This window comes from Pseudoalteromonas sp. L1 (assembly GCF_021728095.1).
Taxonomy (GTDB): Bacteria; Pseudomonadota; Gammaproteobacteria; order Enterobacterales; family Alteromonadaceae; genus Pseudoalteromonas.
The window spans coordinates 52,987-66,796 of the sequence record NZ_JAKKCT010000004.1; the positions used below are offsets into that span (position 1 = coordinate 52,987).

Sequence of the window (13,810 nt, forward strand, 5' to 3'; positions counted from 1 at the left end):
GCCTTACTATGCAAACACGTAAACCTAATCGCGTTACCGCAATGCAGCAATTAATTGAACAGGTAAAAGTTGAGCTTCCCTTATACGAACCAGATACCTTTTTTTGTGGCATCGATAACTCGTGTATCGGCTGCCCTAAAAAACTAATGGAATTAGTTGATACCGAACTATGCTACTGGGAACATCAGCTGCAAATAGGCACAATTCCTAATTTTGACGATATTTCTCGATTCGCGAAGCTCTGCAAAAATGTAAAACGCGGTTTAGTACGAAATAACTTAGTTGATAATTAACTGTGTAATGCGTCTGCTTTACCAATTAAAAACCACGTTTCATTTAGCGTGGGCTGTAGTTGATTAAATGATAAGCGCGTGATCCACACATGCAATGATGCGAGTTTATGCATACCTTCTTGTTCGCTATTCACAAGCCTTACTTTCACCAACATACCTTGCTCTTGCCCCATATTAACAGGGTTAAACGCAGTGATCTGCACTTTTAATTGGTTCACAAAACTACTCTCTGGTAGTGCTGTTTTTGATAAACCCAGGCGGTTCGCTTTCAGTATTAATGGCTGCACACGCCCTATTTGATGATCTGAATTATGCGCAGCAAAACAGCGCTGTCCGCCAACCTGATACTCTGTTAAGCCCAGTGCAGGAAAGTGAGCATGAACCTGTCCGTAAAACAGAGAAGTAAATTGACTCCCCTGAATGTTTTCCCTCGATTGATCCTTTAGTAACTGCTGCTGATAGCGCTCAATACCTTCATCCACAGGGAACATTTGCCAATGTGTACTATCGTTTCTCGTATGCTGCAATAAGCAACTATCAGCCAATGCTAATACATCATCAAGCTGGTGGCATGCTAACAAAGCAGCACCTTGTACTTTACAAAGGTAGTCTTTTATAACCCCTATGCAAGCTTGCTTATTAAATTGATCCAGCCCTGTAAGCGCTTCATCTAATAATAATAAAGGCGCTCCTTTGATCATCGCGAGTAAAAGCGCTACTCGTTGTCGCTGCCCGCCACTTAATTGATGAGCTCGACACGATAGTTTGTCGGTCAGCCCTAAGGGGTCTATTGCCCAACTTATATCAAATGGCTGCGCTTGTTGCTTGGCCACCAACTTTAATAAAGCGGCAATGGTTAGGTGGTCAAATAACAAAGGAGACTGTGTTACGTAGGCGATGCGGCGCTTATGTGCTGGCATACCTAACTGCTGTTGCCCTATTACTTTTAACCCGCCTGAAGCTGGAGCAACACCCGCAATTGCATTAAACAAACTGCTTTTGCCTGCGCCACTTGGGGCTAACAACACCGTTATTTGCGAGGTCTTAAGTTGACAATCAAGTTGCTGAGAAACAGGCTTCGTACAATTTAGTTCAATATGCGCAACCACAGACTTAGACACACTCTGTAGGTCTGAAATACCAATGCAGTTGCTATTTAATGCCATCATCTGTCTAACCTTGTTTAAAACAAGCGAGTTGGTGTACTTACACGCTGCGTTTGCCTTTGCCACCATTGACATGCAAACACAACGGCAAATGAGAATACCAACATCAGCCCTGCAAGCGTATTTGCAGCCTGAAGATTAAAACTCTCAACATGATCAAATAACGCCAGTGACACAACTTGAGTTTCTCCTGGAATATTGCCACCAATCATTAAAATAACACCAAACTCACCCACTGTATGGGCAAAACTTAGCGTTGCAGCAGTATAAATAGCAGGTTTAATCATAGGTAAAACGAGCCATACAAACTGCCTCCAAGGCTTAAAACCTAGCAAAGCTGCACTGCTGTATAAGTCATCTGGTAGTTGCTCAAAGGCACTTTGTAGAGGTCGAAAAGTAAAGGGTAAACTATAGATCATCGACGCCACTAAAATTCCCGAAAAGCTAAAAACCAACTGCACACCCAGTGTCTGTTGCAGCCATAAGCCAATACCTTGCTGCGGCGAAAATAGCACCAAAAAGTAATACCCAAGTACCGTAGGAGGCAAAACTAAAGGCAAGGTAATTAAGGTTTCGAGAAAAGGTTTTATGGCTCGTTTACTTCGCGCAAGCCAATATGCGCAGGGAATCGTTATAACTAACAACGCCAGCGTAGTTAGCACGGCGAGTTTTAACGTAATAAAGATGGCTTGCAGGTCCCCCTCGTTCATACCATTACCTATAGCCCATTGATTTTATTAACTGTTGTGCCTTTTCAGTTTGAACAAAATGATAAAACTGACGCGCAAATACTGAGTCATTCACCAATAAAGCATACTGCTCAATTGGCTGGTACCACTCACTGGGGATAGCGATGGCTGTGCCATTATGTGGCTGTTGCAGTAGACTTTTTGCAATTAAGCCCAACTGTGCATTTTTACTTTCAACATATTGAAAAGTATGCAAAATGGACCCTCCTGTGACTATTTTTTTCGGCTTGATTTGTAAATGAGCCAATACCTCAACCGCAGCCTGTCCATAAGGAGCATAACGAGGGTTCGCAATAGCCAAAGTGATATGGGGCAAACGTGTCACAAGGTCATTCAAACTGTCATAGCCCTCGGACGAATAAAACACCAATTCGCCAAGCGCATACACCGTGCTTTCAATGCCAAAACCATCGGTTTTTAGTTGTGTAGGTAATATTGCATCGGCTGAAAAAAATACGTCATAAGGCGCTCCATAACGAAGCTGTGTCGCGAGTGTGCCTGACGAGCCTGTCACAACTTTAACCCGTATATCAGTTTTAACCTGTGCCTTGAATACTGGCAGCAACTTATCCATAACAGCGACAAAGTTAGCCGAGCAAGCGATCGTTAGCGAAGAGGATGTGTCTTTATCATTGGCGCTTGCTGGCAATACACAACACAATAAAATCAGCACAGTCGCTATCGTGTATATGATTAGTTTATTTGTTAGCCTCTGCATCGTTTCAACCCTATAGCCACTGGGCTGCGGCTATTTGATCTTTATGATTGGCACTCACCCAACGTGTCTGCTCTCCTGCAACGTGCTCTTTTTTCCAAAATGGCGCACGGGCTTTAAGTAAATCAATTAAATACTGTGCTGCTTCAAATGCTGCTTCGCGATGGACACTTGACACTGCCACCAACACAATTTGGTCTGTTAAGCTTAATTTGCCAACGCGGTGAATTAGGGTAACTTTTTCCAAGGGCCATAATGACAATGCTTGCTGCTCTAACTGGGTGAGGTATTTCTCTGTCATCGCTGGGTAATGCTCTAGATATAAACTATCAACTTGGTGGCCTTGGTTAATGTCACGAACACGGCCCACAAACATGACCACCGCGCCCGATGCCGAGTCGTCAGCCAACATAGATTGATACTCTTCATTCATATCGAAATCATGCTCTTGTACACGGATCATCACTAACCTCCAGTAACGGGCGGAAACATAGCAACCTCATCACCAGTGCTGAGCGCTGCATTATCATCAACTAAGGTTTGATTTACCGCTACTAACACATCTTTATCGAGTAACCAGGTGCGCCAACGTTCATCTCGTTTAGCTAATACTTGGCGTAACTCCCTAACCGACATACCTTGTGCATTAAGTTGTACCGTGTCACAACCTAAACGTTCACGTAACTGTGCAAAAAAAAGTACCTTATTCATATATGCTCCCCTCAATTAACCGGTATAGGTGCCGCGTCTGCCACCACTTTTATAAGTGACACGCATGTTCTGCACTGTCATGCCTTGATCAACCGCTTTACACATATCAATTATCGTAAGTGCTGCAATTGATACTGCAGCCAACGCTTCCATTTCAACTCCTGTTTGCCCAACTACCTTACAATAACTTTGGATATCAACGGCACTGTCTTGGCTGTTAATAAAAAATTCGACCGCCACCTTACTTAATGCCAACGGATGACAAAGAGGGATCAAATCAGCTGTTTTTTTGGCAGCCTGAATACCTGCAATACGCGACACAGCCAATACATCTCCTTTGTTTAATTGATTTTGCTCAATAAGAGCCAACGTTTCTGGTTGCATTACAACGGTTGCGCAAGCACGCGCTTCTCGTACCGTTGCTGATTTATCTGCAACATCAACCATGCTTGCTTGGCCGCTTTTATCTATGTGCGTTAACTGCATTAATTCATCTCCCGAGAGTGGCACTGTTCAACACGATGTGATTTAAGCTGGGCTACAAAATTGCACGGTCCACAGTGCGAATCGAGTTGCTGGCATAAAAGCTCATCCCAGGCGGTAGCACACGCATTTGGACTACCCGGCATAGCAACAACTAAGGTTCTATTGGCAAGCCCCGCTAAAGCTCTTGATTGCAGTGATGATGTGCCTATTTGTGAATATGACAAATGCCTGAACAGCTCACCAAAACCAGTCACGGGCACGTCAAATAACACATCGATTGCCGATGGCGTAATATCGTCAGGTGTAAGGCCTGTGCTCCCAGAAATCAGTACTACATCAATATTGTCACTGGCTATCCAAGCAGCGACTTCTGCGCGCACTTTATAAATATTGGCTTTATGCAATTGCCGATTAAGTACATGGTGACCACTGTCTATGACTTTTTGCTGCAACAAATCACCTGCGGTGTCTTGCGCTGGGCCTCGACTATTACTTACCGTTAAAATCGCTATGTTTAATGCTACAAAGCGGCTGCTTTTTACTCGCGCCATGCGTAATCCTTTTGATCAATCAAACAACAAGCATGCGCCCATTGTTGTGGTGTATTAACGTTATATAGTTCACGACTCTCGCCATGTGACTCAAACAATTCAATAACGGCCGCTCCAAGCTCTTCAAGTAACCCCCTGACAGAACGCTGCCCATGCTCTAAACGTTGCTGGGCAATTAAACTCACGCGTTCAAGCCGATTGAGGTAACAAGGCAATACACTGTGTGCAAAGTAACAGGCACAATCTCGTCTGCGCCCTTGGTTGATAAGGGTGCGTAAACTTGTTTTAGATAGCAGCGGCATATCGATAGGAATAACAAGCGCGTCATCATAAGCGGCATGATTCAAACAGGCATGAATACCGGCAACAGGTCCTTGCTGTATAAATTTATCAACGATAAAACCGCTGCTATTTCGACTCACGATGATCTCATCGCAGCCCGCGTCTTTAAGGCAATTAGTCGCACGTATTAATTGCGTTTGACCATTAATTTCAAGCAGCGCCTTATCTTGCCCCATGCGACTAGAAAGGCCCCCAGCCAGAACAATACCCACTAACATACTAACCCCCTAACATAGCCAGTTGTTTGGTCAGCCCTGTTCGTCCCGTTTGTAATTGATGGCCTTGCCATTTATGTTGAACACTACTTAAAAGGTGAGTTGCTAAGCCTTGAACATCCTGATTATCTAACCAAGGCGTTAAGTCATCATTTGCTTCACCAAATAAGCACAAATGCAATTTGCCTTCTGCAGAAACACGTAGGCGGTTGCAGCTTACACAAAACGCCTTGCTGTAAGGCATGATCAAGCCAATTTGACCCGCATAGTGAGGGTGAAAAAACTCTTCAGCAGGGCCCGCATCCACCGCTTTGGGAGCTGCTCGCCAACCCGACTGTAAAAGCTGTTGTTTAAGTTGCTGACCTTTTACATGTTGGGCATTGAAATAAGCCTGATTATCACCGGTTTGCATCAGTTCAATGAAACGAAATGTGACAGGCTTATCTTTAATATAATCAAGAAATTGCTGTAATTGGTTGGCATTGTATTGCTTGAGTAAGACCGCGTTTAATTTAACTTTTTTAACACCCAGCTCTAAGGCTTTATCAACACAAGCTAGCACTTCATGTAATGAGTCACTGCCGGTGATTTGCGAAAATGTATAAGGATTCAAGCTATCGGCGCTCAGATTTAGGTTTGTTAAACCACTGGCCACTAAACGAGGGAGTTTTTCAAGTAAGCGATAGCCATTAGTGGTCATTGCAACGGTATCAATACCTTGAGTTTCACTGCATGCTGCTACGATATCAGCAAGATCTTTGCGCAAAGTAGGCTCACCGCCAGTTAGGCGTATTTTTTTAGTACCCGCCATCGCAAAGGCGTTTACCAAGGTGCTAATTTTATCAACACCGAGGGATTTCGGACGAGAATCACACACGTAGCCATCCGGTAAGCAGTAATTACATTTAAAATTACAGACTTCCGTTACTGACAAGCGTAAGTAATTATATTTTCTATCAAAATTATCTTGCAACATCACAGCCTTTCCAAGTCGGGAGGCAAACAAATTTCTTTATTTACCCGGTGGTCACCCACGGTACATTAACCATGCTAAAAACTAGTTTAGGTCGATGTACTTCAGCATCTTGGATACAGCTTAGAGAGTTTGCATATGTATCACCATACAAAAGAGTAGGCAGGCAAGCTACCCACAAATAAGTAAATATCAACTGTAAAGAAGCGATTAATTAACCTTATTCTTGGGTCTTTCTAATTATTGATATGTGTCTTCGCCTCCTTCAGGGTGAAAAGTAAGTTTAACGTGTGTGCCACCTTTTTCTCTTGGTTGTACGGTTAACTCACCACTTAACTGCTTAGCACGCTCTTGCATAATTGCCATCCCATAGTGATTAAGCTTTTCAGAACTTTGGTTAATCCCTACTCCATCATCAGACACTGATAACTCAATTTGACCGTCGGTTAATTGCTGCAGACTAATCCACACGTTTTGCGCATGCGAATGATGAACGGTGTTTTGGCTTGCTTCACGTGTGATCTGTAATAGGTGAATCTCCTCCATGGGTGATAAAGGCACTTGTTTTACTGCAAACTCTAAATGAAACGAAATAGTACTCTGCTCTGCTAGCTGCTCCATGGTTTTTTTAAGAGACGCTTCTAGCCCATCTTCTACCATTTTTAAACGAAACGTGGTCAGTAGCTCTCGAAGTTGTCGATAGGCTGACTCTAACCCCATTTTAAGTTCGTCAATAATCGGCTGCTGTAGTTCATATTGCTGCTTCTCTTGAGCTTTAGATAATCTGGTAACTTGTATTTTTAAATAAGAAAGTGCTTGTGCTAATGAATCATGTAACTCTCTAGCAATCACAGTACGCTCATGCAATAACGTTATTCGGCGGTCTTTATTTTGCTGGTCATCTAAGTTAAGCGATAATGCCACCTGATCGGTTACGGATTGGACAAGCTGAAGCTGCCAAGACTGTTCATTAAAATCACTCCCGCCTCGAACGACAACAACACCATAATGCTCACTTCCATAAACTAATGGAAAGCGTGTAACCCTTGGTTCATCCACCGACACAAAAGCCGCACTACCTTCACACCTTTCACAATTTTTCGCAGCACATAAACCGATTTGATCTTGGCTGGGTTTTATTTGCATATAAGGTCTATCACCGCTTGCGGTCATCAAACAAAGTTCAATGTCTGGTACACCTATTAGCTGTGCAAGCTCATCAAAGGTTTGTTGTAAATCATGCTTTTTTTCTCTTGTCTCCAAAAGAACGCGTGCTGTCTTAAATAAAAAGGCGAGTGTTTGATTATTAAGTTCTAACTTTTCAGTTTGCTGCTTTACGCGTAATTCAAGTTGTCCATACATCGATGCTATTGCCTCACACGTATGGTTTAAGGTCGCTCCCATTAAGGCAAGTTCATCATCCCCTTGTAAGTCGACATGATGAGTGAAGTTACCTTTGCCGATAGCATAAGCTGCATGAGTCAGCTCAGCCAAGGGCTTTTCAACCCTCAAACTGATTAAATGCAACGTAAACATACCCACCAGTAACGTGATAAACAAGGCGCCGACTTGAATAGTACGCAGTAATCTAATTTTGCTTTCAGCATCTATTTGTACTGCATAGACAAAATCATCTGCGCTCTCAGCCAACGCTTTAACGTATAAATTAAACTGTGTTTTGTTTTCGATAGGTAAATTAACTAAGGCGGGTTTTAAAAATATTTGCCACTGTTCAATGGTTTGCAACCACAATTTATTTAACTGCTCATCATTTTGCAGCTTTTGAAAAATGGGATCTCTGAGTTTTTCTTCAAATATCGCAATACGTTTATCAACTTCCTGCTTATTCCCCTCAAGACCAAACATACCCAACTGATACGATTCCATTCGTAAAGAGCCACTTAAATTAATTGCTTTTGCATCTAAGTCGGCTAATTCTGTAATCCAATACGATGCAAATAAGGTCGTAATAGCAAGACTAATAATCCCAACCAATGACCCTTTGATATACACCATCACAGAGCCATTAAAGCGATTTTTTAGTTCATTTAGCCGAATACCCACAATGATTACCTGCCTTTTATCAATTACAAAACCATAACGCTTGTATGTTATCAACACCAGTATTTTCACCTAAACAGACGTCAAATTACACTACCTACTTGTGGGTATTCCCTTCTTTTTCATCAACTTAAACACCATTGAGATATTGATCCTCATCAAGTTACTGTAGCGCTGAAACACTATATTTGATTTGCAATGTAGCTTTCTGCCGCTTCAAGGTGCCTAGTGATTGAGCGCTAAAGTTGAGCAGGATAGGAGAATAAGTAAATGAGCCATTTGTTGAATAAAATGCGCTTTTTCAAGACTAACAAGCAAAGCTTTGCGGGTGGTCACGGTGTAACAACTGATGAAAATCGCGATTGGGAAGACGGCTATCGTCGTCGCTGGCAGCATGACAAAATTGTACGCTCTACACATGGTGTAAACTGTACAGGTTCATGCAGTTGGAAAATTTATGTAAAAGACGGACTCGTTACCTGGGAAACTCAACAAACAGACTACCCTCGAACTCGTCCTGATTTACCAAATCATGAACCTCGTGGCTGTCCTCGCGGTGCCAGCTATTCGTGGTATATATACAGTGCTAATCGATTAAAATACCCTAAGGTTCGTCAGGCGTTATTGAAACTATGGCGCGAAGCTAAGCAAGTCCATAGTGATCCTGTTAAAGCATGGGAATCAATCGTCACCGACCCTGTTAAAACAAAGAGCTATAAATCAAAACGCGGGTTAGGGGGCTTGATCCGCGCTAAATGGGATGAAGTAAACGAGATCATCGCAGCGTCTAATGTTTACACCGCAAAAACCTACGGTCCAGACCGTATCATGGGATTCTCACCTATTCCGGCAATGAGTATGGTTAGTTACGCGGCAGGTTCGCGTTATTTATCATTGATTGGTGGTAACTGCTTAAGCTTCTATGACTGGTATTGTGATTTACCACCAGCATCGCCACAAATCTGGGGTGAACAAACAGACGTTCCAGAATCAGCTGATTGGTATAACTCAAATTATATTATTGCTTGGGGCTCCAATGTTCCACAAACACGTACTCCTGACGCTCACTTTTTCACAGAAGTACGCTACAAAGGCACCAAAACGGTTGTTATTACTTCTGACTACTCTGAGTGCTCTAAATTATCAGATATATGGTTGTCGCCAAAACAAGGGACCGATGCCGCTCTGGCAATGGCGTTTGGACATGTCATTCTAAAAGAATTCCATATTGATAAACCAAGTAGTTATTTTACCGACTACGTTCGCCGCTACACCGATATGCCTATGCTTGTCGTGTTGGATAAAACCGACAAAGGCTACACACAAGGGGCATTCTTACGTGCTGCTGACTTGGCTGATAACTTAGGCCAAGACAACAACCCGAAATGGAAAACCATTGGTCTTGATGAAACCAGCAATGAACTTGTTTCACCGACCGGTGCAATTGGTTATCGCTGGGGTGAAAAAGGCAAATGGAATATTGAACAGCGTGATGGTAAAAATGGCAGCGATATTAAGTTAGCGCTCAGCTTAAAAGATCACTCAGATAAAGTTGAATCAGTCTTATTCCCTTACTTCGGTAGCCAAGCCCATGAACTGGGATACTTCCAACATACTGAACATGACGATATTCAAGTTCGTAAAGTCCCTGTTAAAACAATTACCCTCAAAGATGGTAGCGAAGCACTGGTTGCCACCGTATTTGATTTAATGGTTGCGCATTACGGTGTAGATAATGGCTTGAACGACCCTGCAGTTGCAACATCGCTTTATGACAATGTGCCTTATACCCCAGCATGGCAAGAACAAATCACAGGTGTAAAAGCTGATCATGTCATTCAAGTGGCTCGTGAGTTTGCTGATAACGCAGACAAAACCCGTGGCCGTAGTATGGTCATTGTCGGTGCAGGGCTTAACCACTGGTACAACATGGATATGAACTACCGTGGTTTAATCAACATGTTGATGATGTGTGGCTGTGTAGGTCAATCTGGTGGTGGCTGGGCTCACTATGTTGGACAAGAAAAGTTACGTCCACAATGTGGTTGGTTACCGCTTGCATTTGGTTTAGATTGGCAACGCCCACCGCGCCAAATGAATGGTACGTCTTTCTTTTATAACCATTCTGATCAATGGCGCTACGAAAAACTTGAAATGACCGAAGTACTGTCTCCTTTAGCAAATAAAGAGAATTGGACTGGCTCAATCATTGATTACAATACACGTGCAGAACGCATGGGCTGGTTACCTTCTGCCCCTCAACTTGGCATGAACCCACTGCAACTGTGTAAAGATGCAGAAAAAGCAGGATTGTCAGCGAAAGATTATGCGGTGCAGCAACTTAAATCTGGCGATTTAGACTTTGCCTGTGAAGACCCTGATAACCCTAAAAACTTCCCACGTAACATGTTTATTTGGCGCTCTAATTTACTGGGTTCATCAGGTAAAGGCCATGAATATATGCTACGCCATTTCCTTGGTACCAAACATGGCTTGCAAGGTAAAGATCTTGGCGAAAGCGGAGATAAAAAACCTGAAGACGTTGTCTGGCATGATGATGCACCAGAGGGCAAAGTTGATTTATGGGTCACCTTGGATTTTCGTATGTCAACGACCTGCTTGTATTCCGATATCGTGTTACCAACCGCAACGTGGTATGAAAAAGATGATATGAACACATCCGACATGCACCCATTCATTCATCCACTTTCAAAAGCGGTTGATCCAGTGTGGGAATCACGTTCGGATTGGGATATTTTTAAAGGTATTGCGAAAAAATTCTCAGCGTTATGCGAAGGTCACTTGGGTGTTGAAAAAGACTTAGTGACATTGCCACTCATGCACGACACGCCAAACGAATTAGCTCAACCCGATGGCATAAACATGTGGTGGAAGAATGAATGCGACCTGATCCCAGGTGTCACCGCACCCAATATGATTGAAGTTGAGCGTGACTATCCAAATACCTACAACCGCTTTACCTCACTTGGACCGTTGCTCGAAAAACTCGGTAATGGTGGTAAAGGCATTAATTGGAACACTGACCAAGAAGTAAAGTTTTTAGGTGAGTTGAATTACACACACACCGGCGAAGGCCCACACAAAGGTCGTCCAAAAATAGACACCGCAATTGATGCCGCTGAAGTCATATTGAGCCTTGCCCCTGAAACCAATGGGCATGTTGCTGTTAAAGCATGGCAAGCACTGGGAGAGTTCACGGGTCGCGATCACACGCATTTAGCAACCCCTAAAGAAGAGGAAAAAATTCGCTTCAGAGATATTCAAGCACAGCCACGTAAGATCATTAGTTCGCCAACATGGTCAGGTCTTGAAGATGAGCATGTGTCATATAACGCAGGCTATACCAATGTGCATGAACTGATCCCTTGGCGTACCGTTACCGGCCGTCAACAATTTTACCAAGATCACCAGTGGATGCGTGACTTCGGTGAAACTATGGTGTCGTACAAACCGCCTGTAAACTTAAAAACGACTCAACCATTATTGGATAAAAAACCGAACGGTAATAAAGAGTTAGTTTTAAACTGGATTACGCCACACCAAAAATGGGGCATTCACTCAACCTATTCAGACAACCTACTTATGCTGACATTAAGCCGTGGCGGTCCAATTGTTTGGATCAGTGAAACGGATGCAAAAGAGGCTGATATCAAAGATAACGATTGGATCGAAATCTTCAATGTTAATGGTGCCATTGCCGCACGTGCCGTCGTATCACAGCGTGTACCACAAGGTATGAGCATGATGTACCACGCACAGGAGCGCATTGTAAACACACCAGGCTCTGAGGTATCAGGAACCCGAGGCGGTATTCATAACTCAGTTACCCGCGCCATTATGAAACCAACCCATATGATTGGGGGTTATGCACAGCAGTCCTACGGCTTTAACTACTACGGTACTGTGGGCTGTAATCGTGATGAGTTTGTAATTGTCCGAAAAATGGACAAGGTTGATTGGCTAGATAATGAGTAACCGAGGATAAAATTATGAAAGTACGTGCACAAATTGGCATGGTCCTAAATTTAGATAAATGCATCGGTTGCCATACCTGTTCAATCACTTGTAAGAATGTATGGACTAGCCGAGAAGGAGTTGAATACGCTTGGTTTAACAACGTAGAGACTAAACCAGGTATTGGTTATCCAAAAGAGTGGGAAAATCAAAGCAAATGGAATGGTGGCTGGAAACGCAATAGCAAAGGCGTATTAGAGCCCAAACAGGGTAATAAGCGTCGTTTATTAGCCAATATTTTTGCTAATCCAGATTTGCCCGAAATTGATGATTACTACGAACCGTTTGATTTTGATTATCAACACCTGCATAACGCACCTGATAGCAAGCACCAACCGGTTGCTCGTCCTCGCTCGTTAATTACGGGTCAGCGTATGGAGAAAATCAATTGGGGACCTAACTGGGAAGAAATTCTCGGTACTGAGTTCTCAGAGCGTAAAAAAGATAAAAACTTTGATGACGTGGTACAAAAAGACATTTATGGGCAGTTTGAAAAAACCTTCATGATGTATTTGCCACGACTGTGTGAGCACTGCATCAATCCTGCCTGTGTTGCTAGCTGCCCTTCTGGTGCAATTTATAAACGCGAAGAAGATGGCATTGTGTTAATTGACCAAGACAAATGCCGTGGCTGGCGGATGTGTGTATCAGGTTGTCCGTATAAGAAAATTTACTACAACTGGAAATCGGGTAAATCAGAAAAATGTATTTTCTGTTTCCCTCGAATCGAAGCGGGGCAACCGACAGTGTGTGCTGAAACCTGTGTAGGTCGAATTCGTTACTTAGGCGTCCTACTCTACGATGCAGACCGCATAGAAGAAGTTGCCAGTGTAGCGAATGAGCAAGACCTATACCCTGCACAGCTCAGTATGTTCTTAGATCCGAACGATCCAGAGGTCATTGAAGCAGCACGCAAAGAAGGGATCCCTGAAAATTGGTTAGAGTCAGCACGTCAATCCCCTGTCTATAAAATGGCAATGGACTGGAAAGTAGCGCTGCCTCTGCACCCTGAATACAGAACCTTGCCAATGGTTTGGTATATCCCACCATTGTCACCGATTCAATCAGCAACAGAGGCCGGTCATGTTGGTATGAATGGCGTTATTCCTGACTTGAAATCATTACGTATCCCGATGCGCTACCTCGCCAACTTGCTAACTGCAGGTGATGAGAAACCGGTTGTTCGAGCACTTGAACGTATGATTGCAATGCGCGCTTTCAAACGCTCGCAACAAGTCGATGGTGTTGAAGATCTCGAGGTACTTCAGCAAGTTGGACTAAGCGCTGACCAAGTTGAGCAAATGTATCGTTATATGGCGATTGCCAATTACGAAGACCGCTTTGTGATACCAACCAGTCATAAGTCATATGCTGAGAATGCCTATGATATGAAAAATGGCTGTGGTTTTAGCTTTGGTAATGGCTGTAGCGATGGTAACAATGGGGTGAACTTATTTGGCGCGAAAAAAGCCACTGTGAAACAGATCATCCCTGTTGAGATCAAGGAGTAAGT

At 43.3% G+C, this 13,810-nt stretch carries 13 protein-coding genes and 1 riboswitch; of the genes, 3 read left to right on the forward strand and 10 right to left on the reverse strand.

The features are described from left to right. The first annotated feature begins 8 nt into the window (after positions 1–8). Positions 9–293, forward strand: a complete 285-nt coding sequence (locus L3V38_RS13145) for a hypothetical protein (RefSeq protein ID WP_237119709.1) — start codon at positions 9–11, stop codon at positions 291–293. Here L3V38_RS13145 and L3V38_RS13150 read toward each other — a convergent pair. From L3V38_RS13150 to L3V38_RS13195, 10 genes are all read right to left on the reverse strand, one after another. Continuing rightward, positions 290–1,462 carry an ATP-binding cassette domain-containing protein gene (locus tag L3V38_RS13150; protein WP_237119710.1) on the reverse strand — a complete coding sequence of 391 codons (1,173 nt, stop codon included), beginning with the start codon at positions 1,460–1,462 and terminating at the stop codon, positions 290–292. The two genes, L3V38_RS13145 and L3V38_RS13150, sit on opposite strands and share 4 nt — an antisense overlap. A 14-nt stretch (positions 1,463–1,476) precedes the next feature. Continuing rightward, positions 1,477–2,169, reverse strand: coding sequence for a molybdate ABC transporter permease subunit (gene modB / locus L3V38_RS13155; protein WP_237119711.1), 693 nt, complete (start codon positions 2,167–2,169; stop codon positions 1,477–1,479). A 4-nt stretch (positions 2,170–2,173) separates the two neighbouring features. After that, positions 2,174–2,926, reverse strand: a complete 753-nt coding sequence (gene modA, locus L3V38_RS13160; RefSeq protein ID WP_237119712.1) for a molybdate ABC transporter substrate-binding protein — start codon at positions 2,924–2,926, stop codon at positions 2,174–2,176. Positions 2,927–2,936: 10 nt separating this feature from the next. Beyond that, a complete protein-coding gene (locus tag L3V38_RS13165) occupies positions 2,937–3,386 on the reverse strand; it encodes a molybdenum cofactor biosynthesis protein MoaE (protein ID WP_237119713.1) in 450 nt (149 codons plus the stop codon). 2 nt (positions 3,387–3,388) lie between these two features. Then, complete coding sequence (gene moaD, locus L3V38_RS13170; protein WP_237119714.1) at positions 3,389–3,634, reverse strand: molybdopterin synthase sulfur carrier subunit; 246 nt, start codon at positions 3,632–3,634, stop codon at positions 3,389–3,391. A 15-nt stretch (positions 3,635–3,649) separates the two neighbouring features. After that, positions 3,650–4,120, reverse strand: a complete 471-nt coding sequence (gene moaC / locus L3V38_RS13175) for a cyclic pyranopterin monophosphate synthase MoaC (protein ID WP_237119715.1) — start codon at positions 4,118–4,120, stop codon at positions 3,650–3,652. Beyond that, positions 4,120–4,671 carry a molybdenum cofactor synthesis domain-containing protein gene (locus L3V38_RS13180; protein ID WP_237119716.1) on the reverse strand — a complete coding sequence of 184 codons (552 nt, stop codon included), beginning with the start codon at positions 4,669–4,671 and terminating at the stop codon, positions 4,120–4,122. The genes moaC and L3V38_RS13180 overlap by 1 nt, the downstream gene beginning before the upstream one ends. After that, complete coding sequence (locus L3V38_RS13185) at positions 4,659–5,231, reverse strand: molybdenum cofactor guanylyltransferase (RefSeq protein WP_237119717.1); 573 nt, start codon at positions 5,229–5,231, stop codon at positions 4,659–4,661. The genes L3V38_RS13180 and L3V38_RS13185 overlap by 13 nt, the downstream gene beginning before the upstream one ends. A gap of 1 nt (position 5,232) precedes the next feature. After that, positions 5,233–6,204 carry a GTP 3',8-cyclase MoaA gene (gene moaA / locus L3V38_RS13190; protein WP_237119718.1) on the reverse strand — a complete coding sequence of 324 codons (972 nt, stop codon included), beginning with the start codon at positions 6,202–6,204 and terminating at the stop codon, positions 5,233–5,235. Next, positions 6,192–6,323, reverse strand: a riboswitch (molybdenum cofactor riboswitch). Its footprint overlaps the gene before it by 13 nt. A 118-nt stretch (positions 6,324–6,441) precedes the next feature. Continuing rightward, entirely contained in the window at positions 6,442–8,322 is a 1,881-nt protein-coding gene (locus L3V38_RS13195) for an ATP-binding protein (protein ID WP_237119719.1), read from the reverse strand. 210 nt (positions 8,323–8,532) lie between these two features. On the opposite strand from L3V38_RS13195, the gene L3V38_RS13200 reads away from it, so the two are divergent. Further along, complete coding sequence (locus L3V38_RS13200) at positions 8,533–12,258, forward strand: nitrate reductase subunit alpha (RefSeq protein ID WP_237119720.1); 3,726 nt, start codon at positions 8,533–8,535, stop codon at positions 12,256–12,258. A 14-nt stretch (positions 12,259–12,272) separates the two neighbouring features. Next, on the forward strand, positions 12,273–13,808 hold the full coding sequence (gene narH, locus L3V38_RS13205; RefSeq protein WP_237119721.1) for a nitrate reductase subunit beta: 1,536 nt from the start codon (positions 12,273–12,275) through the stop codon (positions 13,806–13,808). Positions 13,809–13,810: the final 2 nt, after the last annotated feature.